General features: G+C 60.5%; 26 protein-coding genes and 1 tRNA gene. 16 read left to right on the top strand and 11 right to left on the bottom strand.

Annotation, left to right across the window (positions count from 1 at the left end):
* Positions 1-29: 29 nt before the first annotated feature.
* The 4 genes from ABWV64_RS05025 to uvrB all read right to left on the bottom strand — a co-directional run bounded on the left by ABWV64_RS05025 (position 30) and on the right by uvrB (position 5,061).
* Positions 30-680, bottom strand: a complete 651-nt coding sequence (locus tag ABWV64_RS05025) for a hypothetical protein (RefSeq protein ID WP_353343174.1) — start codon at positions 678-680, stop codon at positions 30-32.
* Between the two features lie 190 nt (positions 681-870).
* A complete protein-coding gene (locus ABWV64_RS05020; protein ID WP_353343173.1) occupies positions 871-1,563 on the bottom strand; it encodes a response regulator transcription factor in 693 nt (230 codons plus the stop codon).
* A gap of 396 nt (positions 1,564-1,959) precedes the next feature.
* Positions 1,960-2,862, bottom strand: a complete 903-nt coding sequence (locus tag ABWV64_RS05015) for an abortive infection family protein (RefSeq protein WP_353343172.1) — start codon at positions 2,860-2,862, stop codon at positions 1,960-1,962.
* Positions 2,863-5,061 (bottom strand): excinuclease ABC subunit UvrB, encoded by a 2,199-nt coding sequence (gene uvrB / locus ABWV64_RS05010; RefSeq protein WP_353343171.1) that lies wholly within the window; start codon positions 5,059-5,061, stop codon positions 2,863-2,865.
* 216 nt (positions 5,062-5,277) lie between these two features.
* Here uvrB and ABWV64_RS05005 point away from each other — a divergent pair, with 216 nt between their 5' ends.
* A complete protein-coding gene (locus tag ABWV64_RS05005; protein ID WP_353343170.1) occupies positions 5,278-5,589 on the top strand; it encodes an ETC complex I subunit in 312 nt (103 codons plus the stop codon).
* Positions 5,590-5,641: 52 nt separating this feature from the next.
* Here the strand turns inward: ABWV64_RS05005 and ABWV64_RS05000 are convergent, their stop codons facing one another.
* The gene (locus ABWV64_RS05000) at positions 5,642-6,103 is read right to left on the bottom strand and encodes an Lrp/AsnC family transcriptional regulator (RefSeq protein ID WP_353343169.1); all 462 of its coding nucleotides are present in this window, start codon (positions 6,101-6,103) and stop codon (positions 5,642-5,644) included.
* 140 nt (positions 6,104-6,243) lie between these two features.
* Between ABWV64_RS05000 and hppD the strand changes: the two genes are divergently transcribed.
* From hppD to ABWV64_RS04985, 3 genes are all read left to right on the top strand, one after another.
* A complete protein-coding gene (gene hppD, locus ABWV64_RS04995) occupies positions 6,244-7,356 on the top strand; it encodes a 4-hydroxyphenylpyruvate dioxygenase (RefSeq protein WP_353343168.1) in 1,113 nt (370 codons plus the stop codon).
* A gap of 4 nt (positions 7,357-7,360) precedes the next feature.
* Positions 7,361-7,729: a Rieske (2Fe-2S) protein gene (locus ABWV64_RS04990; RefSeq protein ID WP_353343167.1), complete on the top strand. Its 369-nt coding sequence runs from the start codon at positions 7,361-7,363 to the stop codon at positions 7,727-7,729.
* A 67-nt stretch (positions 7,730-7,796) separates the two neighbouring features.
* Positions 7,797-7,873 (top strand) — tRNA-Arg (locus tag ABWV64_RS04985).
* A 66-nt stretch (positions 7,874-7,939) separates the two neighbouring features.
* On the opposite strand, the gene ABWV64_RS04980 is transcribed toward ABWV64_RS04985, so the two are convergent.
* From ABWV64_RS04980 to ABWV64_RS04970, 3 genes are all read right to left on the bottom strand, one after another.
* The gene (locus tag ABWV64_RS04980) at positions 7,940-8,761 is read right to left on the bottom strand and encodes an arsenate reductase/protein-tyrosine-phosphatase family protein (RefSeq protein WP_353343166.1); all 822 of its coding nucleotides are present in this window, start codon (positions 8,759-8,761) and stop codon (positions 7,940-7,942) included.
* 149 nt (positions 8,762-8,910) lie between these two features.
* The gene (locus tag ABWV64_RS04975; protein ID WP_353343165.1) at positions 8,911-9,444 is read right to left on the bottom strand and encodes a VPLPA-CTERM sorting domain-containing protein; all 534 of its coding nucleotides are present in this window, start codon (positions 9,442-9,444) and stop codon (positions 8,911-8,913) included.
* Positions 9,441-9,674 (bottom strand): hypothetical protein, encoded by a 234-nt coding sequence (locus ABWV64_RS04970; protein WP_353343164.1) that lies wholly within the window; start codon positions 9,672-9,674, stop codon positions 9,441-9,443. The genes ABWV64_RS04975 and ABWV64_RS04970 overlap by 4 nt, the downstream gene beginning before the upstream one ends.
* 158 nt (positions 9,675-9,832) lie before the next feature.
* On the opposite strand from ABWV64_RS04970, the gene ABWV64_RS04965 reads away from it, so the two are divergent.
* The 4 genes from ABWV64_RS04965 to ABWV64_RS04950 all read left to right on the top strand — a co-directional run bounded on the left by ABWV64_RS04965 (position 9,833) and on the right by ABWV64_RS04950 (position 14,237).
* The gene (locus tag ABWV64_RS04965; protein ID WP_353343163.1) at positions 9,833-10,324 is read left to right on the top strand and encodes a Csu type fimbrial protein; all 492 of its coding nucleotides are present in this window, start codon (positions 9,833-9,835) and stop codon (positions 10,322-10,324) included.
* A 77-nt stretch (positions 10,325-10,401) separates the two neighbouring features.
* Positions 10,402-10,806 carry a fimbrial biogenesis chaperone gene (locus tag ABWV64_RS04960; protein ID WP_353343162.1) on the top strand — a complete coding sequence of 135 codons (405 nt, stop codon included), beginning with the start codon at positions 10,402-10,404 and terminating at the stop codon, positions 10,804-10,806.
* A 69-nt stretch (positions 10,807-10,875) separates the two neighbouring features.
* Positions 10,876-13,293, top strand: a complete 2,418-nt coding sequence (locus ABWV64_RS04955) for a fimbria/pilus outer membrane usher protein (RefSeq protein WP_353343161.1) — start codon at positions 10,876-10,878, stop codon at positions 13,291-13,293.
* A gap of 23 nt (positions 13,294-13,316) precedes the next feature.
* Positions 13,317-14,237 carry a Csu type fimbrial protein gene (locus ABWV64_RS04950; protein WP_353343160.1) on the top strand — a complete coding sequence of 307 codons (921 nt, stop codon included), beginning with the start codon at positions 13,317-13,319 and terminating at the stop codon, positions 14,235-14,237.
* Between the two features lie 52 nt (positions 14,238-14,289).
* Here the strand turns inward: ABWV64_RS04950 and ABWV64_RS04945 are convergent, their stop codons facing one another.
* The gene (locus tag ABWV64_RS04945) at positions 14,290-14,766 is read right to left on the bottom strand and encodes a DUF3237 domain-containing protein (RefSeq protein WP_353343159.1); all 477 of its coding nucleotides are present in this window, start codon (positions 14,764-14,766) and stop codon (positions 14,290-14,292) included.
* A 74-nt stretch (positions 14,767-14,840) separates the two neighbouring features.
* Positions 14,841-15,710, bottom strand: coding sequence for a MurR/RpiR family transcriptional regulator (locus tag ABWV64_RS04940; RefSeq protein WP_353343158.1), 870 nt, complete (start codon positions 15,708-15,710; stop codon positions 14,841-14,843).
* A gap of 172 nt (positions 15,711-15,882) precedes the next feature.
* On the opposite strand from ABWV64_RS04940, the gene ABWV64_RS04935 reads away from it, so the two are divergent.
* From ABWV64_RS04935 to ABWV64_RS04900, 8 genes are all read left to right on the top strand, one after another.
* On the top strand, positions 15,883-16,683 hold the full coding sequence (locus ABWV64_RS04935; RefSeq protein ID WP_353343157.1) for an N-formylglutamate amidohydrolase: 801 nt from the start codon (positions 15,883-15,885) through the stop codon (positions 16,681-16,683).
* The gene (locus ABWV64_RS04930) at positions 16,680-17,228 is read left to right on the top strand and encodes a TRAP transporter small permease subunit (protein WP_353343156.1); all 549 of its coding nucleotides are present in this window, start codon (positions 16,680-16,682) and stop codon (positions 17,226-17,228) included. Before ABWV64_RS04935 ends, ABWV64_RS04930 begins: the two co-directional genes overlap by 4 nt.
* A complete protein-coding gene (locus tag ABWV64_RS04925) occupies positions 17,218-18,543 on the top strand; it encodes a TRAP transporter large permease (protein WP_353343155.1) in 1,326 nt (441 codons plus the stop codon). Before ABWV64_RS04930 ends, ABWV64_RS04925 begins: the two co-directional genes overlap by 11 nt.
* A 10-nt stretch (positions 18,544-18,553) precedes the next feature.
* On the top strand, positions 18,554-19,285 hold the full coding sequence (locus ABWV64_RS04920) for a hypothetical protein (RefSeq protein ID WP_353343154.1): 732 nt from the start codon (positions 18,554-18,556) through the stop codon (positions 19,283-19,285).
* Between the two features lie 77 nt (positions 19,286-19,362).
* Entirely contained in the window at positions 19,363-20,394 is a 1,032-nt protein-coding gene (locus ABWV64_RS04915; RefSeq protein ID WP_353343153.1) for a TRAP transporter substrate-binding protein, read from the top strand.
* A 126-nt stretch (positions 20,395-20,520) separates the two neighbouring features.
* Positions 20,521-21,870, top strand: coding sequence for a glutamine synthetase family protein (locus ABWV64_RS04910; protein WP_353344520.1), 1,350 nt, complete (start codon positions 20,521-20,523; stop codon positions 21,868-21,870).
* 6 nt (positions 21,871-21,876) lie between these two features.
* Positions 21,877-23,250, top strand: coding sequence for an aldehyde dehydrogenase family protein (locus tag ABWV64_RS04905; RefSeq protein ID WP_353343152.1), 1,374 nt, complete (start codon positions 21,877-21,879; stop codon positions 23,248-23,250).
* 3 nt (positions 23,251-23,253) lie between these two features.
* Positions 23,254-24,399, top strand: a complete 1,146-nt coding sequence (locus ABWV64_RS04900; protein WP_353343151.1) for an iron-containing alcohol dehydrogenase — start codon at positions 23,254-23,256, stop codon at positions 24,397-24,399.
* A gap of 72 nt (positions 24,400-24,471) precedes the next feature.
* Here ABWV64_RS04900 and ABWV64_RS04895 read toward each other — a convergent pair whose 3' ends face one another.
* Positions 24,472-24,777, bottom strand: coding sequence for a metalloregulator ArsR/SmtB family transcription factor (locus ABWV64_RS04895; protein WP_353344518.1), 306 nt, complete (start codon positions 24,775-24,777; stop codon positions 24,472-24,474).
* Positions 24,778-25,011: the final 234 nt, after the last annotated feature.

The following is a 25,011-nucleotide window of genomic DNA, read 5'->3' as shown; positions in this document are numbered from 1 at the left end:
TGGGGCAGGGGCGCTGGGGGCGGGGGCGCTCAGAAATCGCGCCACATGCCGAGTTTGAAGCCGTAATTGCTATCCCCGACAAGGCCGATGGCGAGGCCCACCTCGATATGGGTCTTCTCGCCGGTTTTGAACACGAGCGAGGGGGCGAACCGCGCAAAGGGCGGATCAAAGGCCGAGATACCCGTTTGTAATTGCAAGATGGTTTTCATCGTCGGGTGATAGGACAGCCCGTAGGTGATGTCGCTTTTCAAATCGATCCGCCCCGTCGAAAGCGTATATTCCATCACCGTATCCACCGCGAACCAGCCCGATCCTTTGTCGGTGCTAAAGCCCCGCCCGTAAGAGAGGCCTGGCCGGATCGCAGGTTCACCCGCAAGATATCCAAGGCCCAGATCAACGCCGAAGTTATGCCCGCTGTCGGTGCGCAACAAAGGGTGGCTGATAAAGAGGATGGTTTTGTTTTTGCCCGACACGCCGCGGCCTGTGTCGAGGCCAATGGTGATTTTCTCGGTGACCCCGTGTTCGAGGTAGAGCGCGGTATAGGTGTTGAACGGGGCGAAAAAATCGCGGTCGGTGAGCTGGAAGCTCAAAGAGACGAAGCTGTTGCCTTTCCCGCGCGGCCAAGCGCCCGCAAAAAGCGGTTCTGCCAGAAGCGCAAACAAAACAACCAGACGCAGCATTCCGCCCCCTCTCGGGCGTTAAGACTAGTTAAAATTGGTAAACGGGTTCTTAAGAAATCCGCGCCGCAGCGGGTTTGCGCCGTGGGCCGTGCAAAAAAGACCCGCCCCATGCGCCGATACGGGCGGCGGGGCGGGTCTGGCTTCGGGGCGCGCATCGGGGGAAGGGGGCGCCCTGAAATGGCCTAGGGGTTTAGGCGGCCATCGCCGCGGGTGCGGGCAGGTCGATCCGGTAGCCAAGCGCAAAGCTGGTGTGGATCAGGTCATCCGCCGCGCCGAGCGCCGCCATTTTCGAGCGGATGCGGCAGATATAGACGTCGATGATCTTGGGATCCGGCTCGTCCTCCCATGCGTAAAGCTGCGACATGATCATCTCGCGGGTGACCAAGATGCCGCTGCGCAGGCTGAGCATTTCGATCAATTCATATTCCAGCCGCGTCAGGTGCAAAGGCGTGCCTTGGATGCTCACCGATTGGGCACTCAGGTCGATTTCGAGGCTGCCATTGCGCAAGAGCGGCGTGGCGAAGCCATTGGTGCGGCGCACAAAGGCGCGCAGATGCGCGGCGATGAGCGCGCCGTCGGTGTCGCGGGCAAAGACGTCATCGGCCCCCGCGTCCATCAGCTTGACGCGCAGCGTGCCATCGACCTTCGCGCCGGTGGTGCAAATCGGCGTATGGGGCAGGATCGCCCGCAAGCTGCGCAGCACGTCCGCGCCCTTCATATCGGGCAGGTCGAGGTCAAACAGGATCGCGTCCTGCATCCCGTTGAGCGCAAATTCGATCAACTCCTCGCCGTCATTGGCCTCGGTGACGAAAAAACCGGCAGCGCGCAGATCGCGGGCAAGGGCAGCGGTGGTCCAGTTGGTGTCGGAAATCAAAATGCGCATTGTCGTGCTCCTATGCGTTGTGGCGACAAAGGCAGGGGTGCAAGGGCGGCGGTGGAGGAGGACCGCATCCCGCGGCCCACACCGTGTCAATCATGAGAAGATCGTCAAAGCAGCGGACCGCAGAGAGGCGGCAGGCGTGTCTTTACGTCTGTTACCTTTTGTAAAGGAAGCGGCGGAGGTGGTCACTTATACGAAAGGGTAGAAACCCCTTGTTTATAAGGGTTTGGTTAATTGGTTAATTGCGAGAGGTGAAGCGGAAGACGGCGGCGCTGGCCAATTCAGCGGGTTGGCTGTCGCCGTGTTTGCCTCAGACACCGCGTGCCCGAACCGAGGGGCGGACGCATAGCGCCCGCCCCGTGGGGGCGGTTCGGGCGCTGCCCAAATCACAGATTTGGGCTACTGCGGCTCTGCACGCAGCTTATCCTCGGGGAACTTTTTCTCCCAAGTTTCGACCATAAACAGAGCAATTGAAGAGGCTGAGTTGACGGATAGACGAGCAATTCGCGGGTCGAGACGGCGGAATCCTCTCTCACGCCCGTGCGCCGTTCCTGCGTGTGTCCGTAGCGCGCCGATGCCCTTAATTGCATTCCCCAATGCACTTAGGATGTCACGAACATCGGCTTCGATCTGGGTGTCCTTTATCCCAATATCTGGGGAAAGGCCCAAAGGTTCTCTGGCCACCCGATACAACGCTTTAATCTCCATCGACTTTGGTAGGTCCAAGCCGCGTGCTTTGATGATGGATTTGAAGACACTTTCAAGCATGGAGCACGCGGCGGTGACGGCCGCTTCGGGATCATTTTCAATGTTGTCAAATGCTCTGCTGAATTCGCTTTCGACGGTATCAAGCGTCCATTCTGCGCTCACACGTTTGAGGTGAGGTGCCGCGGTGTGGCTGGGAAGGGTCGCGAGAGAGGCTATCAATTTACTCAAAGGAGCATCTTCTCGTTCAGTGTTAGCCACAGCTTGGTTATATTGGTCTCGCGAGACGGTCCACGCATCCGAATGGTAGTGGTGTTCGAGTATTTCTAAGTCATGATCTCTTTCCACATTTTTCTTTTTCCAAAGCAACTCAAGTAACTCAATAACAACATGAGGTGGTGAATGATCGACGAAAGCGAGGAACCTGTTGAATTTCGATGTCCCGCGATGGGTGAATGCCTCAGCGTAGATATTCGTCTCGAAGTGGTCTTCAAAGAACTCCTTGAAGGTGCGGTTCGAAAAATCCAGAACGTAGCCCGGTGTTGGGCTGAACCATTCTCTTAACTCGTCAACTTGATAGTTCTTGAGCTTTACCAACTAACGCTTCCCCCGCCGTTTGACCCCGCCGCGTTGTCCGCCGCGTCCGCCGGTGGAGCGGCCGCGTTTGGCGGCGGATTGCTCGACGGCGGCTTCGACCGCGGATTGGCGCGCCAGCGGATCGTCCGAGATCACCAGATCGACCGCCTCCAATCGTTTCACCTCGTCACGCAGGCGGGCGGCCTCTTCGAATTCGAGGTTCTCGGCGGCCTTGCGCATGTCTTGGCGCAGCCCGTCGAGATGCGCTTCCAGATTGGCGCCATGCATCGGTTTGTCGATGGTCGCGGTGACGCGGTTCATGTCCACATCGCCTTTGTAAAGGCCCGCCAGAATATCCTCGACGTTCTTTTTCACCGTGGCGGGGGTGATGCCGTGCTCGGTGTTATAGGCGATCTGTTTGGCGCGGCGGCGGTCGGTTTCGCCCATGGCGCGCTCCATCGATCCGGTGATGCGGTCGGCATACATGATCACGCGGCCTTCGGCGTTGCGCGCGGCGCGGCCGATGGTTTGAATGAGCGAGGTTTCAGAGCGCAAGAAGCCCTCTTTGTCGGCGTCCAGAATGGCCACCAATCCGCATTCGGGAATGTCCAAACCCTCGCGCAGAAGGTTGATCCCGATCAGCACGTCAAAAGCCCCGAGCCGCAGATCGCGCAGGATCTCGATGCGTTCGATCGTGTCGATATCGGAGTGCATATAGCGCACACGAATGCCCTGTTCGTGCAGATATTCGGTCAGGTCCTCGGCCATGCGTTTGGTCAATGTGGTGACCAATACGCGCATGTCCTGCGCCGCGACCTTGCGAATTTCATCAAGCAAATCATCGACTTGCATATCGACGGGGCGGATTTCGATCACCGGATCCAACAGGCCGGTGGGGCGGATCACCTGTTCGGCAAAAATCCCGCCGGTGCGCTCCATCTCCCAATTGGACGGCGTGGCGGAGACAAAGACCGACTGCGGCCGCATCGCGTCCCATTCCTCGAATTTGAGCGGGCGGTTGTCCATGCAGGACGGTAGGCGGAAGCCATGTTCGGCCAGCGTCATCTTGCGCCGGAAGTCGCCCTTATACATGGCGCCGATTTGCGGCACCGAGACGTGGCTTTCGTCGGCGAAAACGATGGCATTGTCGGGGATGAATTCGAACAAGGTGGGGGGCGGCTCGCCCGGCGCGCGGCCGGTCAGATAGCGCGAATAATTCTCGATGCCGTTGCACACCCCCGTGGCCTCCAGCATCTCCAGATCGAAATTGCACCGCTGCTCCAGCCGCTGCGCCTCAAGCAATTTGCCCTCGCCGACCAATTGGTCGAGCCTGTGGCGCAATTCCTTTTTGATGCCGATGATGGCCTGTGACATGGCCGGTTTCGGCGTGACGTAATGCGAATTGGCGTAAACGCGGATTTGATCGAAACTGCCGGTTTTCTCGCCAGTGAGCGGGTCGAATTCGGTGATGCTTTCCAGTTCCTCGCCAAAAAACGACAGTTTCCACGCGCGGTCCTCAAGGTGGGCGGGAAAGATTTCCAAACTGTCACCGCGCACGCGGAAGGACCCGCGGGTAAAGGCCGCATCGTTGCGGCGGTATTGCTGCGCCACCAGATCGGTCATCACCGCGCGCTGGTCATAGCTTTCGCCGACCTTCAAATCTTGGGTCATGGCACCATAGGTTTCGACCGACCCGATGCCATAGATGCACGAGACCGAGGCGATGATGATCACGTCGTCACGTTCGAGCAAAGCCCGCGTGGCCGAATGGCGCATACGGTCGATCTGTTCGTTGATCTGGCTTTCCTTCTCGATGAAAGTGTCCGAGCGGGCGACATAGGCTTCGGGTTGGTAGTAGTCGTAATAGGAGACGAAATATTCCACCGCGTTTTCGGGAAAGAACCCTTTGAATTCGCCGTAAAGCTGCGCCGCGAGCGTTTTGTTGGGGGCGAGGATGATCGCGGGGCGCTGGGTGTGTTCGATCACCTTGGCCATGGTAAAGGTCTTGCCGGTGCCGGTTGCGCCCAAAAGCACCTGATCGTGGTCGCCCTCGTTGATCCCGCCGACCAATTCGGCGATGGCCGTGGGTTGATCGCCCGCCGGTTCGAATTCGGTGTGCAGGATGAAGCGTTTGCCGCCCTCCAGTTTGGGACGGCTTTTCACATCCGGCGCGGCGGCATGCATCATCGGCGGTTGGCTGTCGTTATGGGCGTAAGACATGGCGGCTTCCTTGGCTGGCCATCGGATATGGCACGGAACATCGGGCTATTAACATGATCCATCTTTGTTCTCATACAACCCCTCACAGCGGCTTTGGCAACCCTTTGGCAAGGCGGATCGGGGTAAAAGCGCAAGACTGCTGACATTGCTGGGCATTTCCCACCTTGCCGAGCGGCGCGGCTTTTGGGATAACCCGATTGCATAAGGAGAGTTGCCATGCCTGCGCGTATTTACAAACCTGCGAAATCGGCCATGTCCTCGGGCACGGCCAAGACCAAATATTGGGTGCTTGAACACACGCCCGCCTCGGCGCGCGAAGTGGACCCTTTGATGGGCTGGACCTCCTCGACGGACACGCAGGCGCAGGTGAAGCTGCAGTTCGACAGCAAGGAAGAGGCGGTCGAATACGCGCGCGAGCACGGGATCGAGGCGACGGTGACCGAGCCGAAGACCCGCAAACCCAATGTGCGCGCGGGCGGCTATGGCGAGAATTTCGCCACCAACCGCCGCGGTGCTTGGACCCACTGAACGGGCCATCCTCTAGGTTTTGCCGCGCGCCAGCGATGCGCGTGATCGCGGGTCAGCCGAGCGCGACGCCGCCTTGATCCTTAAGGGTTTTGAGCACGATTTCCGATCGCACCTGCGCCACGTGCGGATGTGGCAACAGGTGTTGGTGGATGAATTCGGCGTAGGATTCCAGATCGCGCACATGGATATCGAGCACATAATCGGCATCGCCAGACACCGAAAACGCTGCGCGGATTTGGTCGTGGATGGTGATAAAGCGCGAGAACTCGGCCTCGGCCCCTTGGCCGTGGCTGCGTAAATTGACCCGCGTGATGGCGCGCAGCCCGTAGCCAAGTTTACCCGCATCCAGCCGCGCCGCATATCCGGCGATCAGCCCCGCCTCTTCGAGCGCTGCGCGGCGGCGCGAGCATTGCGAGGCCGATAGGTTGACCACCTCGGCCAGCGCCGCATTGGTCATGGCCCCGTCGCTTTGCAATGCGCGCAAAAGCGCAAGGTCGAAGTCATCTATGCGCATTTTGTGCGTCTCCGTCGGTTTTGGTGAGTGCTTGATGCATATTTGGCATGGATCCGTGAGCAATTGCAAACTTCATGCGCTCATGGCGCGCGATGATGGGCAAACACGCATCAAAACCCGATTCTACAGGAGAAACACGCATGGGCCCTTTCCCACATGACGCCCCCAAAGCCACCATTAGCGAGACAAACCCCGCAGGCACCGACGGGTTCGAATTTGTGGAATTCGCCCATGCAGAGCCGGAAAAGCTCGACGTGATTTTCCGGCAGATGGGGTTTGTGCCCGTGGCCAAACACAAGCGCAAGGACATCACGCTCTATCGCCAAGGCGACGTGAATTACCTGCTCAACGCCGAAGCGGGCAGCCAAGGTCAGGAGTTTGTTGCCCAGCACGGCCCCTGCGCGCCTGCGATGGCTTGGCGGGTGGTCGATGCGCAGGCGGCGCTCAAACGTGCGCTCGATCTGGGCGCGGCGGAATATACCGGCGCGGGCAAAAGCATCGACGCCCCCGCCGTCTATGGCATTGGCGGATCGCTGTTGTATTTCATCGACGCCTATGGCGGCGATGCGTCGTGTTATGACGCGGATTACGAGTGGCTGGGCGCGCGCAACCCGCGCCCCGAAGGCTTCGGGTTCTACTACCTCGACCACCTGACCCATAACGTCATCCGCGGCAATATGGATACATGGTATCGCTTTTACGCGCAGACGTTTAACTTCAAGGAAATCAAATACTTCGACATCAAGGGCAAGCAAACCGGCCTCGTGTCGCGGGCCTTGACCTCGCCGGATGGGAAAATCCGCATTCCGATCAATGAAAGCACCGACGATCACAGCCAGATCGAGGAATATCTGCGCGAATATAACGGCGAGGGCATCCAGCATATCGCCATCGCCAGCAATGATATCTATGGCGGCACCGATGCGATTGCACAGGCGGGGATGGACTTTATGCCTGGCCCGCCCGACACCTATTACGAGATGTCGCATAAGCGCGTGAAGGGCCACGACGAACCGATCGAGCGGATGAAAGCGCGCGGTATCTTGATCGACGGCGAAGGCGTCGTGGGCGGCGGCGAGACGCGGATTTTGCTGCAGATTTTCTCCAAAACCGTGATCGGCCCGATCTTTTTCGAATTCATCCAGCGCAAGGGCGATGACGGATTTGGCGAAGGCAATTTCCGCGCCTTGTTCGAGAGCATCGAAGAGGACCAAATCCGCCGCGGGGTTTTGACGGCCGATCCTGCGGCCTGACACCATGGCTTGGACCGACTACAGCAGCGCGCCTGCGGAGGGGACCGATCTATGCGCCGCCGCGCAGGTGCAGGGGGTCTTGTCGCTCAAGGTCGAGACCGAAAGGGGCGTCTTTCCCTTGCTGGTGCTGCGGGCGGGCGGGGAATTTCGCGCCTATGTGAATGCGTGTCCGCATCAATATCTGCCGCTCGATTATCGCGGCGGCGGGCTATTGTCGGCGGATGGCGCGCGGTTGATGTGCTCGGCCCATGGGGCGCAGTTCGACATCACGACCGGAGAGGCCAAAGCCGGCCCCGTCCAAGGCCCCGATTGCGCGCTCGATGCGGTGCCCTTGCGCGAAGAGGGCGGGCGGTTGCAGATCGGCGGCGCCTAAGAACCGGCGCCAAACCCGCCTTTCCCTCTTGCGCTCATGCGCCCCCCTGCGCCAATAAGGGCCAAGCGGTCCCTTAGCTCAACTGGATAGAGCAGCTGACTTCTAATCAGCAGGTTTGGGGTTCGAGTCCTCAAGGGATCGCCAGCCATCATATCATATCGCGCGCCTTTGGGGCTGCGCCGACGCGGCGGGGCCTGAGGCGCCGCGGGCCTATGGCGCGCGGGCGATGTCGTCAATCGCCGACTGCAGCGCGATCCGGTCGAGGCTTTGCCCCGGCAGGGCAACAAAGGCTTCGATCCGCCGTTTCAGCGTGCCATAGGCCTCTTGAAAGGCCAAAGCCTGCTCGGCGGGGGTGCCTTGGGCCTTGACCGGATCGGGCATGCCCCAATGGCCGCTCACCGGTTGCCCGTCCCATGTGGGGCATTCCTCGTTGGCGGCTTGATTGCAGACGGTAAAGACGAAATCGAGCGGCGGCGCATCGGGGCCGGAAAAGGCGGCGATGTTTTTTGCGCGCAGTTCGCGCGTGTCATGCCCTTTGTCTTCCAGCACTTTGACCGCAAAGGGATTGAGCTTTGAGTGGGGGCGGGTGCCAGCCGAATAGGCGTTGAACCGGTCCCCTCCCAATTTGCGCAACAGACATTCGGCAAAGATAGAGCGGGCCGAGTTTCCGGTGCATATGAAGAGCACATTATATTTGCGATCGGGCATGGCGGCAGGTCCTGTGTTGGGGGAGGGCAGGCATAGATCAAGGCGGCCCTGACAGCATCCGCTGAGCAAGGCATCGAACATTTGCCGCGCGGCGTGCATGTCGATGGCGTATAAGAGCGATGTGCCCGAGCGTTTTTGCCCGACCAGATGTGCGCGTTGGAGCGCGCCAAGGTAGGTCGATAGCGTGCTGGCCTTGAGGCCGAGCGCATCGGCGATCTCGCCCGCAGACACATGATCGGGATAGCGGCGCATCAGCAAGGAGAACAGGGCAAGGCGCTGTGGATGGCCGAGGGTGGCGAGTTGGTTTGGGGTCATTGATTCCATATTTCATGAAATATGGAATTATTATGGGTTGGGCAAGTGAAGCTTTTGTGACGGGCTGGTTTTCGGGGAGTTGCGGCAAGGGGCAAGGCCGGATGCGCGATGATCCGGCGTAAAAAACGCCGCGAAGAGTATCCGCGGCGTTTTGAAGATCAGGCTTTTTTCGCTTTGCGGCGGATCAACCCTGCGGCGGCGAGGCCGGAGAGCAAGAGCGGCAAGCCCGCAGGCAAGGGCACAGCAGGGGCAAGCTCAAGCTCGAATGTGGCGCTGCCGTAGATCGAACCGTTGAGGTCGATGGCAAAGCTGTCCGCATCGAAATAGAGGTTGCCCGCCGTCAGCGCCGTGGTGTTCGACAAGATGTTCACGCCGGTGATCACCTCGCCCAGCCCTGCGAAATCAAAGACGAAACCGAGGAAGGGCAAATCCGCCGCGCCGATGTTGAAATTGGCTTGGACGGTATTGCCCGAGAAGGAAAAGCAGTTGTAGGGCGCGGCATAGCAAAGATTGCCGCCAGCGCCGACGGTGAGGCTGCCCATATCGTGGTAGGTATGGAAGCCCGCGTCAAAAGGGCCGCCCGGGTCGTTATAGCCAAAGGTGCCCGTGACCGTTGCGGCTTGGCCGGTTGTTGCGGTCGAAAGAGCCAAAAACGCCCCTACAGCCAGAGATTTAAGAGACACAACACTCATAAGCTTACCTCCATATTCAATTCTAGGACCGTCAGCATCGATGGCGGGATGTCGTGATGCAACGACAATCTGATTTTAACCATGAATTCGCCTGTCATCGATGGAAGCCGAGCAAAATGGCACGAATTTTGTTTCCGATCGGGTGTGAACTCGCGCGCCGCCCAAGGATTGTTTCGCGCGCCGTTGCAGGCAGCGCGCAGCGCATCTTCAAAGATGTCAGCCGGATACATCAAATATCATTCAAATGCCGGACAAATGCCATCTTTGGCCAAAATCCCGCCAAAGTCTGCGCCTATCCCTTCGTATAGATCAAACCGGCAGCTTCCACAGCCGTGGATTTCGACCTGTTCTATGCGGCCAAGGACTGCCTTAGCTAAAAGGCAAGACGATGTTAAAGAAGACCTCTTTGAAAATGGCCCTTCTGGGGCCGCTATGCGCCGCTGCGACCGTGGCCGGCGCTGCGGAAGAAACCGCAAACCTGAGCGTTTCTGCTTTGGTGCTGGACAGCTGCACGCTGACGGCTGCGACGGCTTTGTCCTTTGCAACCATCGACAGCGCCAATGCCTCCAACGAGGTGACACCAGGTTCCATCGTGGTGCTCTGCACGGGCAACCGCACCGGCGCATCGGTGGCATTGAGCGGCGGAGACAACTTTTCCGGCGGCACCCGCAAAATGGTGAGCACATCGGGCGATTTGCTTCCCTATTCGATCTACTCCGACGCGGGCCGCAGCAGCGCCATCGCTTCGGGCGGTGCTGTCTTTTCGGGCAATTTGAGCGCAGTCGTGCCTCAGGTGATTCCTGTCTATGGTCAAATCCCCGCAGGCAGTTATAGTGCAGGCCTATATACGGATACGATCTTGGTTACCCTGACGCATTAAGATCAGGGGCCAGAGGCAATACAAGGGGAAAACCCATGTCTAAGTCGAGCAGACGCAGACCCGTTCTTAGTGCTCTTTTGAGCGCAATACTCCTATGTGGGGGCGCCGCCGCGCCCCTGCAGGCCGATAGCCTGACCGTCTCGCCCACGCGGCTGAACGTGCAGGCGTCCAATCAAACCACTTTGACCGTGAAGGCAGGGGGCAAACAGGCCTCGGTGCTGCAAATGCGCGTTCTCAAATGGCGCGAGGGACAAGATCCGGCCAAAGCCACTCCGACCCGTGATGTCGTGGTCAGCCCGCCGGTGGCGCGGCTCAATCCGCGCCAAGAGTTGACCGTGCGGTTGGTGCGCGTCAACAAGCGCCCCGTGCGCGGGCGCGAATGCTATCGCGTTTTGGTGGACCGTTTGCCAGGCAAGGAGCAAAGCGGCCAAGCCGTGAAGCTTCAGGTCCGTCATTCGGTTCCGATGTGTTTCAATTCCTGACGACGTTCTCGGACGGGGTCGGCCCACCATACTTCTACGGCTGACCCATCAGCTATTAGGGGTTGAAACATGACACTCGCGAAAGCGCTTGCTTTGACTTTGCTTGGCACGGGTGTTTTGCCCGTGGCGGCAGCGGCGCAAACGGCAAGCACCACGCTTGATATTACGGCCTCTGTGCCTGATCCGCTGGCGGTGCTTGGCGAAGGCACGCCTTTGTTTCTGGCGGTCAAGATCAACGGGCAAGACACCGGATTGGTGGCGCAATTTATGGCGCATCCGGCCGAGAGCCGCCTGTCGATCAAACGCGGCGAATTGACCGAAATCGGCCTCAAGGCACCCAGCTTGGTCAAACCGCGCGTCTATCTCGACACGATCCCCGGTTTGGCGTTTCAATATGATCCCGACGGGCAGCAGATCATCATCACCGTCCCCAATTCGGCGCTCTTGCCCAAGGTGCAATCGGCGGCGCGGCGCCCCGAGCATATCGAGGCCCAAGAGAGCACCGGCCTTGTGCTCAACTATGCGCTGGGCGCGGATTTCGGCACGTCGGGCAATGACAATGCCTTTGGTTTCAACAGCTTCACCGCCAGTTTGGACGGCTGGCTCTTCAGCCCCTACGGCACGCTCAGCACGACAGGGGCCTACCGGTATAGCGATACGGCAGCAGGGGGCGGCGGCGATTTTACCCGCTACGAGACGCGCTACGACATCAGCCACGCCGGTAAGGCGCTGACGTTTTCGGCGGGAGATGTGACCACCTCGGGCCTGTCATGGACGCGGCCGGTCCGGTTGGGCGGGCTGCAGATACGCCGTGATTTCAGCCTGCGCAGCGATATCGTCACCGAGCAGCTATTGTCCTATTCGGGCGCGGCGGCGGTGCCATCGACGGTCGATGTGTTTATCGAAAACAACCGCGCATATAGCGCCTCGGTGGACAGCGGGCCGTTCCGGATCGAGGATTTGCCGATCTATTCGGGATCGGGCGATGCGGTGATCGTGGTGCGCGACGAATTGGGACGCGCGCGCAAACAGAATGTGTCGTTCTTCGCGTCGCAAAACCTGCTCAAAAAGGGGGTTGCGGATTATTCGTTCGAAATGGGCTATGCGCGTCAAGCCTACGGGCTTGAGAGCAACAATTATGGCGACGATCTCGCCTATTCGGGCAGCCTGCGCTACGGGTTGACGCGCAATATGACGCTCGAAACCCATGTCGAGGGCAAAAGCGATCTCAAGATGGCGTCGCTGGGTCTCAATGTGGTGCCGTTCAATATGGCCGAACTGTCGCTCACCGCAGGGGCCAGCCAGTATCAGGACCAATCGGCGAAATTCTTGCAAACCAATCTGCGCACCTCCATCGGCGCGGTGGATATCAACCTTAACGCCATGCGCGCTCAGGAGGGGTTTGCCGATCTGGCCTATGCGACGGGGGTGGATTATCTGGGCGCGGGCAATCTTGCGGCAGAGGGGTCCTTGCTCGAGTTTCCGACCGCGCTTGATGTCTTTAGCCTCGCCATTCCGGTGCCGAAATCGGACCGTAAACTGGGGCTGAGCATGGTGCATGCGCGGCGGGCCAATTCCGACGATCTGCTGGCATCGGCCTCTTTTGGCATGTCGATCAATGACGGGCGCGGGTCGGTCAACTTCAGCGGCTCGCGCAATCTGCGCACCGAGGAATCCACCGTGTCGCTGAGCCTGTCGATGTCATTGGGCAACCGGACCTATGTGCGCGCGAATGCGGGCAAGGACTATACCGGAAAGGCGTCGAGCAACCTGTTTGTGGCCCGTCCCTTGGGCGAGAAGACGGGCGATTACGGTTACGGATTGCAGCTTGAGGGGCAAGAGGGGCGGCTTTTGGCATCGGGGCGCGGCGATTATCGCAGCCGCTATGGCAAGGCGGGCGTCGAGGTGCAAACCGGCGGCGGCGGCACCTATGCGCGCGGCAGTTTCGAGGGGGCCGTGGTCATGACGGGCGGAGCTCTGGCGGCGGGCAATACCGTCTCCGACAGCTTTGCCGTGGTCGATCTGGGCATTCCCGAAGTGCCGGTCTATTTGCAAAACCGCATCGTCACATGGACCGATGCGCGCGGCAAAGCCCTGGTGCCAGGCATGTCGTCACACCGGCGCAACCGCGTGTCGATCAACGTCAATGATCTGGATGACACGGCCTCGATCGGGGCGACGGCGATGGAGGTGGTGCCCGCGCGCCGCTCCGGCGCATTGGTCGATTTCAAAGGCAGCGTGCGGCCGAATGTATTGGTGGTGTTGCGTTACCCCGATGGCAGTTTCCTTCCGGCAGGGACCTATGGCTATCTCAACGGGCAAAAGGAAGAAACCTATGTCGGCTATGACGGATTGGCGTGGCTCGAAGATGTCAAAGGGCGCAATGTTTTGAAATTCGACACGCCGCGCGGGCCGTGCACGGTGGTGTTTAACTTCGAGGCGACCGAAGCGACCCAAGACCAGATCGATCCGGTGATATGCAAATGAGACACTGGCTTCATAGGGGCGTGATGGCATGTGGCTTTGCGATGCTTCTCGCGGCGCTGCCGCAGGCGGCCAAGGCGCTCGATTGCCGCGCGAGCATAAGCAATATCAACTTTGGCTCGGTCAGCGTCAGGGCTGGCGCCGTCAATCAAACCTCGGGCACGGTGACGGTCTCGTGCAGCGGCGCGCTGCTCGATGTGGTGGGCGTGTGTTTGCGCTTTGGCGCGGGCAGTGGCGGGGCCGGATCGAACAATGCGCCGCGCTATATGCGGCGCGGAGACGGGGCGGGTTTGGCCTACGAGCTGCGCCCCTTGGGCAACGGGGCGACATTCGGCACGCTCAACGTGCTTTACGTGCCGGTTGTCACCTTGCTTGGAAGCGGCTCGAACACCGTTCCGATCTTTGCCGATATCACCGCCAGCAGCGTCTCTGTCGGCAGCGGGCTTTATCGTTCCGATTTTTCCGGCGATGCCAATATTTCGATGGATTACGGCAGTTTGACCAGTTGCACCTTGCTCAATGACCACCAAGCCAGCGTGCCGCCGTTTACCGTCTCGGCGCAGGTTGTGCCAAGCTGCGAGTTGGATGTGACATCGCTGAGCTTTGGCTCGATTGGTCGCAGTCTGGACCGCGTGGTGGATGAGACGGCGACGATCAATGTGCGCTGCACCTCTGACACCAGCTATACGATCGGGCTGGGGATGGGTGGGGGCGGGGGCGCGGACCCCGCGATGCGCCAGATGCGCAACGGGGTCGATACGCTTAGCTATGGTCTTTACCGTGATGGTGCGCGGGTGATGCCTTGGGGTAATTTACCCGGATCGATGGCAACGGGCACGGGGACCGGCACCAACAATGCCTTTACCGTCTATGGCCGTATCCACGCGGGCCAAACGCCCAGCATCGGCGTTTATACCGACAGCGTGATCGTCACCATCACCTATTGACCTGTCCGCAAGGCCCCGCGCCCCAATCGGGCGGCAAGGTCTCTGCTTGCGGCTACTCCATCGCGTAGAGCGAGATCACCACCTGATTGGCGCGGCGCGCGCCATTGCCGATAAACAGCGTCTTGTTCATCCACTCATAGCGCGGATCGCCGGTTTCAAGCCGTGCTTGGGTGCGCATGTAATATTGATCCGGCGCGACCTCTTCGCCGCGGGCGATGGCGTCGAGCACCTCTTTGGGGCCGTGGCGATAGCCGTAATTGCAAATCTCGACCGTGGCGCCGTCATGGGTTTCGACGGCATAGCGCGCCTCAAGCTCCGCCACGCCATTGGCCCAGATGGTTTGCCAATCGGCGCCGAGGTTGAGGATTTTGCCGTTCAGGCGCGGGCCTTTGGCCTCGCCGCCGATGATCGGGATGATCCGGCGGTGACCGGCGCGGGCGGTGCCCATCTCGCGGAATTTATCGACGCTGACAAAAAGGTCGCTGACATGCGACAGGCGCGGGGCGGGCACAAAGGGCGTTTGGGTCATGGTCGGGTCTCCTCCTTGCGCTATCAAGGCGGGGGCGCGGGCGATTGTCCAGAGCGCGGCGCGCGAAATCCGCCCTAGAAGTTGCGAAAAAGCCGCGTGGCCGAGAACATGGATTCCAGCTCTTCGATCCTTTCGGCGGATTTTTCCCAGCCCTTGCTTTGCACCTCGGCGACCAGAGCCTCGACGATCAACATGATGGCAATCGTGCTGTCCCAACTCGAGGGTGCTTCGACCATGGCGTTAAAGAGGTAATCGGCCTCGGCGGCGATCGGGCTGCTCCATTGATCGGTAAACAGGACCAGCCGCGCGCCGCGCGATTTGGCAAGCTGCGCCAGTTTGTGCAGGTCTTTTTCGTAGCGGCGGATGTCAAAGACGATCAGCACCGATTGCGCATCCATATCGAGCAGATACTGCGGCCAGACATTGGCCGATTGGCCCAAAAGCGTCACATCGGGGCGGATGATTTGCAGGTGGTTGAACAGGTAATCGGCGTTGGAGCGGGTGATGCGCCCGCCCGCGAGATAGAGGCTGCGCGCCGGATCGGCCAAGAGTTCGGCAACGGCGTCGAAGGTCGCGGTGTCGAGCCGCTCCAATGTGTGGCCGAGATTGGCAAAAACCGCCTCCGAGAAGCGCGCGATGGTATGGCCTTCGGGGCGGCCCGCCTGCGCGCCCGCATGTTTCGACATCGGCTTTTTGATCTGGTCGGCGACCTCGCCGCGCAGCGCGCCTTGCAGGTCGGGAAAGCCGTCAAAGCCCAGCTTGCGCGCCATGCGGATCACCGTCGGGGTGCTGACTTCGGCTTGCAGGGCCAGTTTGGTGATCGATTGCAATCCGGCCACCGGATAATCGGTCAAAAGCGCCGAGGCAACGCGGCGCTCGGAGGGGGTGAGCGTCTCCATCCCGCCGTGCAGTCGGTCTTTTACGAGGGGCGCGGGGTGCTGCATTTTTAGGCTGTCCTCTTGTCTTGGGGTTAGGTTAGGGCGGGCCAAAAGAAAGGTCTATAGAAATAAAGTTGACAGAAGTTATGGCTCTGTAGTTTGTTTTACAAAGGCGCGTTGCGCGCGGGATTTTCGTCCTGCGTGCGGCGCGGCATCGGACGGGGGATAGGGCGCGCGCATGTTAACGGCCGCTGAAGGGCAAGCTGCTGAAGTGATCAACCGCGCGGGCACGGCGCCGCTGGTTTTGGCGTGCGAACATGCCAGCGCCTTCATTCCGGCCAGCCTTGCGGGGCTGGGGCTGGATGCGGCGGGGGCGGTGTCCCATGCGGCATGGGACATCGGCGCGCGCGATGTGGCGGTGGAGCTGTCACGGCTTTTGGATGCGCCCTTGGTTGCCTCTCGCATCTCGCGTCTTGTCTATGATTGCAACCGCCCGCCAGACGCCGCCAGCGCCTTTCCGGCCAAGAGCGAAGCCATCGAGGTGCCGGGAAATCGCGGTTTGAGCGCGGCGGAAAAACGCGCGCGCACGGCGGCGGTCTATGCGCCGTTTCAATCCTTGCTGCGCGAGGTGATCGCCGAGCGCGGCGCGGCGGATATGCCGCCCTGCCTTGTGACAATCCACAGCTTCACGCCGGTGTTCAACGGCGCGCCGCGCGCGGTCGAGCTTGGCCTGCTGCACGATCAAGATGCGCGTATGGCGCAGGTGATGCTGGCGGCGGCCCGTAATACCACCGCATTGAAGGCGGCGCTCAATGCCCCCTATGATGCCAGCGACGGCGTGCTGCACAGCTTGCAACTGCATGCCACATCGGCGGGGCTTGCCTCGGTGATGATCGAGATCCGCAACGATCTGATTGACACCGAAGCGCGGGCGGCGGCGATGGCGGCTGTGCTGGCCCCGATGATCGACGCGGCCTGCACGCAGATCGCCCAAGAGCGCGGGGCATCTTTGGCGCAGATGCAGGGGGAGCGGGAATGAGAGCCTTGAAAGCCTATATCCGCGTGGTGGATGCGGTGAATTACCGGATCGGGCGCGTGGTGATGTATGGCATCTTCGTGATGATGGGCATCCTGCTGTGGTCCTCGGTGTCCAAGACGTTTTTCCTGCCGTCCTTGTGGACGCTGGAGATGGCGCAATTCGCGATGGTCGCCTATTATATTTTGGGCGGGCCCTATTCATTGCAGATGGGCAGCAATGTGCGCATGGACCTGCTTTACGGCGAATGGACCCCGCGGCGCAAAGCCATGGTCGATTGCCTGACGGTGCTGTTCTTGATCTTCTATCTCGGCGTCTTGCTCAAGGGCGGGATCGACAGCACCGAATACAGCTTCAAATACGGCGGAGAGCGCAGCCCCTCGGCATGGCGGCCCTATATGTGGCCGATCAAGGTGATCATGTGCATCGGGATATTCTTGATGCTGCTGCAAGCGGTGTCGGAACTGGCCAAAGACATCCTGCGCCTGTGCGGGCAGTGGGAATTCGAGGGCGACGCGCCCCAAGAGGAGCGCGCAGATGCCCTATGAATTGATCGCCATTTTGATGTTCTCGTCGATGATGTTGATGCTTTTGACGGGGCAGCGGGTGTTCGGCGCCATCGGCTTTGTCGCGGTGATTGCGGCGCTGTTTCTATGGGGCGATCGGGGGGGATATGATCTCGGGTTTTCGGCGGCGATGAAGCTGATGAAATGGTATCCGCTGCTGACCCTGCCGATGTTCATTTTCATGGGCTACGTGTTGTCGGAGAGCAAAATCGCCGATGATCTATACAAGATGTTCCATGTCTGGATGGGCGGTTTGCGGGGCGGATTGGCGATTGGCACCATCGGGTTGATGGTGTTGATTTCGGCGATGAACGGCCTGTCGGTGGCGGGGATGGCGATCGGATCGACCATTGCTTTGCCCGAACTTTTGAAGCGCGGATATGACAAGAGGATGGTCACGGGGGTGATCCAAGCCGGATCGAGTTTGGGCATTCTGGTGCCGCCTTCGGTGGTTTTGGTGCTTTATGCGATGATCGCGCGCCAACCTGTGGGGCAATTGTGGCTGGCGGGGGTGCTTCCGGGGTTGATGATGGCGGCGATGTTCATCGCCTATATCGTCATTCGCTGCCGTATGAACCCCGCGCTCGGGCCGGTTCTGGACGCGGCAGAGCGCGATATCCCGCGCGCCGAAAAGCTGCGTCTTTTGCGCGCGGGTTTGCTGCCGATCATTATTTTCGCGGTGATGATGGTGCCTTTTGTCAAAGGCTATACGTCCTTGGTGGAAAGCTCGGCCATTGGCGCCTTGGCGGCCTTTGTGGCGGCGGTTTTGAAAGGGCGGATGACGCGTGAGGTCTTCGAGACTTCGGTGCGCCAGACGCTGGCCATCTCGTGCATGTTCATGTGGATCATCCTTGCGGCGCTCGCCTTTGGCGCGGTGTTCGACGGGCTGGGCGCGGTCAAGGCGATCGAGAGCGTTTTCACCGAGCGCCTGAACCTGAGCCCGTGGATGATCCTCATCCTGATGCAGCTCAGCTTCATCGTCATGGGCACATTTCTGGACGATACGGCGATGTTGGTGATCGTCGCGCCGCTTTATGTGCCCTTGGTCGGCGCGCTGGGCTTTGATCTGATCTGGTATGGGATCCTTTATACGATGACCACGCAGATCGCCTATATGACGCCGCCCTTCGGCTATAACCTGTTCTTGATGCGCGCCATGGCGCCGCCTGAAATCACGCTCAAGGATATCTACGGCTCGATCACGCCTTTCGTGTTGGTGATGATTCTTGCGCTCGCGCTGGTGATGGTCTTCCCGCAGATCGCCACTTGGCTGCCCGACTACGTGTACGGAAGGTAAGGCGATGGGATTGGATATGACCGTTTTGGCCAAGCCGAAGGCTGGCAAAGAGGAAGAGTTCTGGCACATCTGGCGGCATTTTCAGGTCGCGGCGGGGCGATTGCCGCAATCCCTCTTGGCCCATTTCGCGCCGCCCAAGCGCAGCTTGACCGACCGCCTTTTGGGCCGCGACGCGGTCCCGAGCAGCGCGCAAGATCTGGCTGCCGCACTGCAAAAGATCAGCGTGCCGGCCTATCAATGTTTGGGCGCGCCTGTGGTCGGCCAAGACGCGCAGGCCGATGCGTGGCTGTCCGAACATATCGCCAGCGGCGCCTTTGGCGAGGGCACAGACCCCGAGGCCCTGCGCCGCGATATGCAAGGCTATCGCGTGTTGGAACTGCTGCCGCCTAGCGACGGTTTGCCCGTCTATAGCAATGGCGCCATGCCCGGATCGGGGCAGGACCGGACCTCGTTTCGCGGGGCATTTTTGGAAGATTGCAAAGCCGTGGTGCCCAAGGCCTTGCGCGATCGCGCATGGCAACCTGCGGGGCCTGATACTTTGGCGGAATTCGGCACGCGGCTGCGCGCGCGTGCGGCGTCCTATGCGGCCAAAAACGGCGTGCCGCATGTCATCGGGCAAAGGGCGCCGCCCGACCCGTTTGATCCCGACACCCCCGTCGCCAAGGCCCATATCGTTGATGCCTGCGGGCGTTGGTGCCAGTTTTGGGGGGCCAAAGGCCACGGCATGGAGCCTGATTACTAAGCTGAGTTTGAGCCTGATTATCAACCTGACCAAGAAGCCCCAAAAGGGGACATAACCCAAAGACAAGGAGAGAGACTATGACCACCAGACGTAAGTTTATCCAAGGGGCCGCCGTGGCCCCCGCCGCCGCGCTGGCCACGCCCGCGCTGGCGCAATCCACGATCAAATGGCGCCTGCAGACCTATGCAGGTGCGGCCTTGGCCGACCATGTGATCAAACCCGCCATCGACAGTTTCAACAAGATCGCGGGCGACCGGATGCAGATCGAATTGTTCTTTGCCGATCAACTGGTCCCCACGGGCGAATTGTTCCAAGCCATGCAGCGCGGCACGATTGATGCGGTGCAATCGGATGATGACAGCATGGCCTCGCCCACCGATGTGACGGTGTTTGGCGGCTATTTCCCCTTTGCCTCGCGCTATTCGCTCGATGTGCCGGTTTTGTTCAACCAATACGGTTTGAACGAGATCTGGGACGCGGAATATTCCAAGGTCGGCGTCAAACATATCTCGGCGGGCGCGTGGGATCCGTGCCATTTCGCCACCAAGGACCCGATCCGCTCGCTTGCCGATCTCAAGGGCAAACGCGTCTTTACCTTCCCCACGGCGGGGCGGTTCCTGAGCCAGTTCGGCGTTGTGCCGGTGAGCCTGCCTTGGGAGGATATCGAGGTCGCGGTGCAGACCGGCGAGTTGGACGGCATCGCATGGTCGGGCATCACCGAGGATTACACCGTCGGTTGGGCCGATGTGACCAACTACTTCCTGACCAACAATATTTCGGGCGCTTGGGCGGGGTCGTTCTTTGCCAATATGGAGCGTTGGGACGAATTACCCGACGATCTCAAAGAGCTGCTCAAGGTCTGCATGGACCAATCGCACTATTATCGCCAGTGGTGGTATTGGGGCGGCGAGGCCTCCTTGCGCGTGCACGGGCCGAAGATGGAACTCACCACCATCCCCGACGCGGAATGGGCTACGGTCGAGGACGCCGCGGTCAAATTCTGGGACGAGATTGCCGCCGAAAGCCCCACCAAGGCAAAGGTTGTGGACATCCTCAAGAAATACAACGCAGATATGGTCAAAGCGGGCCGTCCGTATCGCTACGGCTAAACCGCGCTGCATCCATTGAACACAGGCGAGAGCGCAAAGGTGCTCTCGCCGCTTTTGCCCTCTGCGACCCCGCGGTGGGCCAGACGAAAAAGAGAGCCGATCATGACCCAACCCAAAGCGCCCGTTATGACATTCGAGAGCCTGAAAACCCAAGTCGCCGCGGGCGAGATCGACACGGTTCTGGTCTGTGTCATCGATATGCAGGGGCGGCTGATGGGCAAGCGGTTCCATGCGCAGGCCTTTGTCGAAAGCGGGCATGCCGAAACCCATTGCTGCACATACCTCTTGGCGACCGATCTGGAGATGGCCACGCCCGAAGGCTATGCCGCGACCAGTTGGGAAAGCGGTTACGGCGATTACGTTATGACTCCCGATCTGGACACCCTGCGCCCGATCCCGTGGCTTGAGGGCACGGCGATGGTGCTATGCGATATTTGCGATCATCACGGCCATCCGGTTGACCATTCCCCGCGCCAGATGCTCAAGGGGCAAATCGCGCGGCTGGAGGCCTTGGGCCTCAGCCCCGTCATGGCGACCGAATTGGAGTTTTTCCTCTTCGAGCAGACCGCCGACGAGATGGCCAAAAGCGGCTTTCGCGAGTTGACACCCGTGTCGCGCTATAACGAGGACTACCACATCTTCCAAACCAGTAAGGAAGAACCCGTGATGCGCCCGCTGCGCAACAGCCTTTATGCCATGGGCATCCCCGTGGAAGGCAGCAAGGGCGAGGCCGAGGTGGGCCAAGAAGAGCTTAACATCAAATACGCGCCCGCATTGGATTGCGCCGATCATCATTCCATCGCCAAACATGCGACTAAGGAAATCGCATGGCAACAGGGCCGCGCCGCCAGCTTCATGGCCAAATACCGCCATGACCGCGTCGGCAGTTCCAGCCATGTGCATCAATCGCTGTGGCAGGGCGGGGCGAATGCTTTTGCCGATGCGGAGCGCCCCTTGGGCAAATCCGAATTGATGGATCACTATATGGCGGGGCTGATCAAATATGCCGCCGATTACACCTATTTCATGGCGCCCTATATCAACAGCTACAAGCGTTTCACCAAAGGCAGCTTTGCGCCGACGAAACTGGTCTGGTCGATCGACAACCGCACCGCCGCCTTCCGCCTGTGCGGTGAGGGGACAAAGGCCGTGCGCGTCGAATGCCGTATTCCGGGCGCGGATATGAACCCCTATCTGGCGCAGGCGGCGATGCTGGCGGCGGGGCTGAGGGGTATCGAGGAAAAGCTGCCCTTGCCCGCGCCCTACGCAGGGGATGCCTATGCCTCGGACGGCACGCCCGAAATTCCCGCAACCTTGCTCAAGGCGCGCGATGCGCTTGCCGGATCGGCGATGCTGCGCGCGGCCTTTGGGGACGCGGTGATCGACCATTACACGCGCGCCGCCGCGTGGGAGATCGAAGAATTTGACCAAGTCGTCACCGACTACGAGGTCGCACGCGGCTTTGAAAGGGCCTGATCCGATATGACCACCATCACCTGTATTTCCCCGATCGACGGATCGGTTCTGGCCACGCGCGAGGCGCTGCCTTTGGAGGCCGCGCGCGCCGCCGCCGCCAAGGGCCGCGCCGCTTGCGCCGCATGGTGCGCCCGCCCGCGCGCCGAGCGCATCGCCATGGTTCTCAAAGCCGTCGAGATCATCGGCGGCCAGACCGAGCGCATGACCAAGGAGCTTGCCGATCAAATGGGCCGGCCGGTGCGTTATGGCGGCGAATTTGGCGGTTTCGCCGAACGCGCGCGCTATATGGCTGAGATTGCCGATAGCGCTTTGGCCGATATCATGGTCGAGGACAGCGATGCCTTTACCCGCAAGATCGTGCGCGAGGCGCGCGGCCTCGTCTTGGTCGTCGCGCCGTGGAACTACCCCTATATGACCGCGATCAACACCATCGCGCCCGCGCTGATCGCGGGCAATACGGTGATGCTCAAACATGCCTCGCAAACGCTTTTGGTGGGCGAACATCTGGCCGAAGCCTTCCGCGCCGCAGGGGTGCCCGAGGAGGTGTTCCAGAACGTGTTTTTGAGCCACGATGTGACATCAAGCCTGATCGCAGAGCGCGCCTTTGATTTCGTCAATTTCACCGGATCGGTCGGCGGCGGTCAGGCGATGGAACGCGCGGCGGCGGGCACATTCACCCCTGTGGCGACGGAACTGGGCGGCAAGGATCCGGGATATGTGCGGGCCGACGCCAACCTCGACGCGGCGGTGGAAACGCTTATCGACGGGGCGATGTTCAATTCGGGGCAATGCTGTTGCGGGATCGAGCGGATTTATGTCCATGAAAGCCTCTATGACGCGTTCGTGGAAAAGGCGGCGGCGCTGGTAAGCACTTATAAACTGGGTGATCCGCGCGACTCTGAAACCACAATTGGCCCGATGGCGCATGTGCGGTTTGCCAAAACGGTGCGCGATCAGATCGATGCCGCCGTGGCCGCAGGGGCCACCGCCCATATCGCAAAAATGCCTGCCGATGACGGCGCGGCCTATCTGACGCCGCAAATCCTGACGGGCGTCACCCACGATATGGAGGTCATGCGCGAGGAGAGCTTTGGCCCCGTGGTCGGCATCATGCCCGTCAAGGATGACGCCGAGGCGATTGCCTTGATGAACGACAGCCACTACGGGCTGACCGCCGCGATCTGGACGGCGGATGCCGCCGCGGCCGAGGCCATCGGCGCACAGATCGAAACCGGCACGATTTTCATGAACCGCTGCGATTACCTTGATCCTGCCCTGTGTTGGACCGGATGCAAGGATACCGGATCGGGCGGCGGGCTGTCGCTGATCGGCTATCACAATCTCACACGTCCCAAATCTTATCACCTCAAGAAAGCCTGAGCCATGAACCTGATTGGAAACTGGTCCTACCCCACCGCCGTGCGTTTTGGCGCGGGGCGTATTGCCGAATTGCCCGAGGCCTGCCTTGCGGCGGGGATGAAAAAACCGCTCTTGGTGACGGACAAAGGATTGGCGAGCCTGCCGATCACGGCGCAGGCCTTGGACCTGATTGAGGCGGCGGGATTGGGCCGCGGGCTGTTCTCTGATGTCGATCCGAACCCCAGTGACGCCAATGTCGCCGAAGGGCTGAAGGCCTACCGCGAGGGAGGCTATGACGGGGTGATCGCCTTTGGCGGTGGCTCGGGGTTGGACCTTGGCAAGGTCATCGCCTTTATGGCGGGGCAGGTGCGCCCCTTGTGGGATTTCGAGGATGTCGGCGATTGGTGGACGCGGGCCGACCCCGCAGGCATCCACCCGATCGTGGCCGTGCCCACAACGGCGGGCACCGGATCGGAAGTCGGCCGCGCCAGCGTCATCACCAATAGCGAGACCCACGAGAAAAAGATCATCTTTCATCCCAAGATGCTCCCCGCCGTGGTGATCTGCGATCCCGAATTGACCGTTGGCATGCCCAAATTCATCACCGCAGGCACGGGGCTGGATGCCTTTGCCCATTGCGTCGAGGCCTATTCCAGCCCGCATTACCACCCGATGAGCCAAGGCATCGCGCTCGAAGGGATGCGTTTGGTCAAAGAGTATTTGCCGCGCGCCTATGCCGATGGCAGTGATATCGAGGCGCGCGCCCATATGATGAGCGCGGCGGCGATGGGCGCGACGGCGTTTCAAAAGGGGCTGGGCGCGATCCATGCGCTGAGCCATCCGATCGGGGCGGTGCATCACACGCACCACGGCACGACCAATGCGGTGTGTATGCCCGAGGTGCTGCGCTTCAATGCGGATGCGATTGCCGCGCGCTTTGACATGGCGGCGGCCTATTTGGGGATTGAGGGCGGTTTTGCGGGGTTCCAAGCCTATGTGGACGGGTTGAACGCCTCTATGGGCATCCCGAAAACCCTGACCGAATTGGGCGTTGCCGATCCCGATCTGGACGCTTTGGTCGATGCGGCCTTGCGCGATCCGTCGACGGGCGGCAATCCGGTCGAGATGACCGCGGCCAATACCCGCGCGCTTTTCGAGGCGCTCCTCTAGTGCTTGATTTTAAATGCGAAACAGGCGCCGATTGCGGCGCCCGTTTTCGGTCTTGGCACTTTCGGGAGGGGCTTAGCAGCCCATATCCACCGTGCCCTCAGGGCCGCAAAACAGCCGATACATCAGGCCGATGACCTCGGCGGTTTTGTCGTCCGAGAGCGAATAAAAGATGGTTTTGCCCTCGCGGCGCGTTTGCACCAACCCTTCTTCGCGTAGACGTGCGAGCATCTGGCTGACGGCGGCTTGGCGGGTGTCGAGCAGCGCCTCCAACTCGCCGACCGATTTCTCGCCCGATCCCAGATGGCACAGGATCATAAGCCGCCCCTCATGGGCGAGCGTTTTGAGGTAAGCGGCGGCAGCAGCAGCGCTTTTGGCCATCTCCTCGGGCGGGGCTTTGGGGGCAGTGGTCGTCACAACGCGTGGGTCCGTTCTTGTGAATTCGCTATCAAATAACATGGCATGGCGCTTGTGGGTAGAGAGGGCGCAAAAAGCGGGACGATTGACCGCATTCGCGCCCTATCTTTGGGCAGCTTTCCCAGCGCGGGCAGGTGAAGCGGGCGCTCTTGCCAAGGGGGCGGGGAATTGGGCGCGTCGACCCCGCCCGAAAGCGCG

Origin of the sequence: Litorivita sp. NS0012-18, assembly GCF_040371945.1 — a bacterium.
Classification (GTDB): Bacteria; Pseudomonadota; Alphaproteobacteria; order Rhodobacterales; family Rhodobacteraceae; genus Litorivita.
Note: the sequence above shows the minus strand (reverse complement) of the source record. Positions and strands in the feature narration are given on the sequence as shown.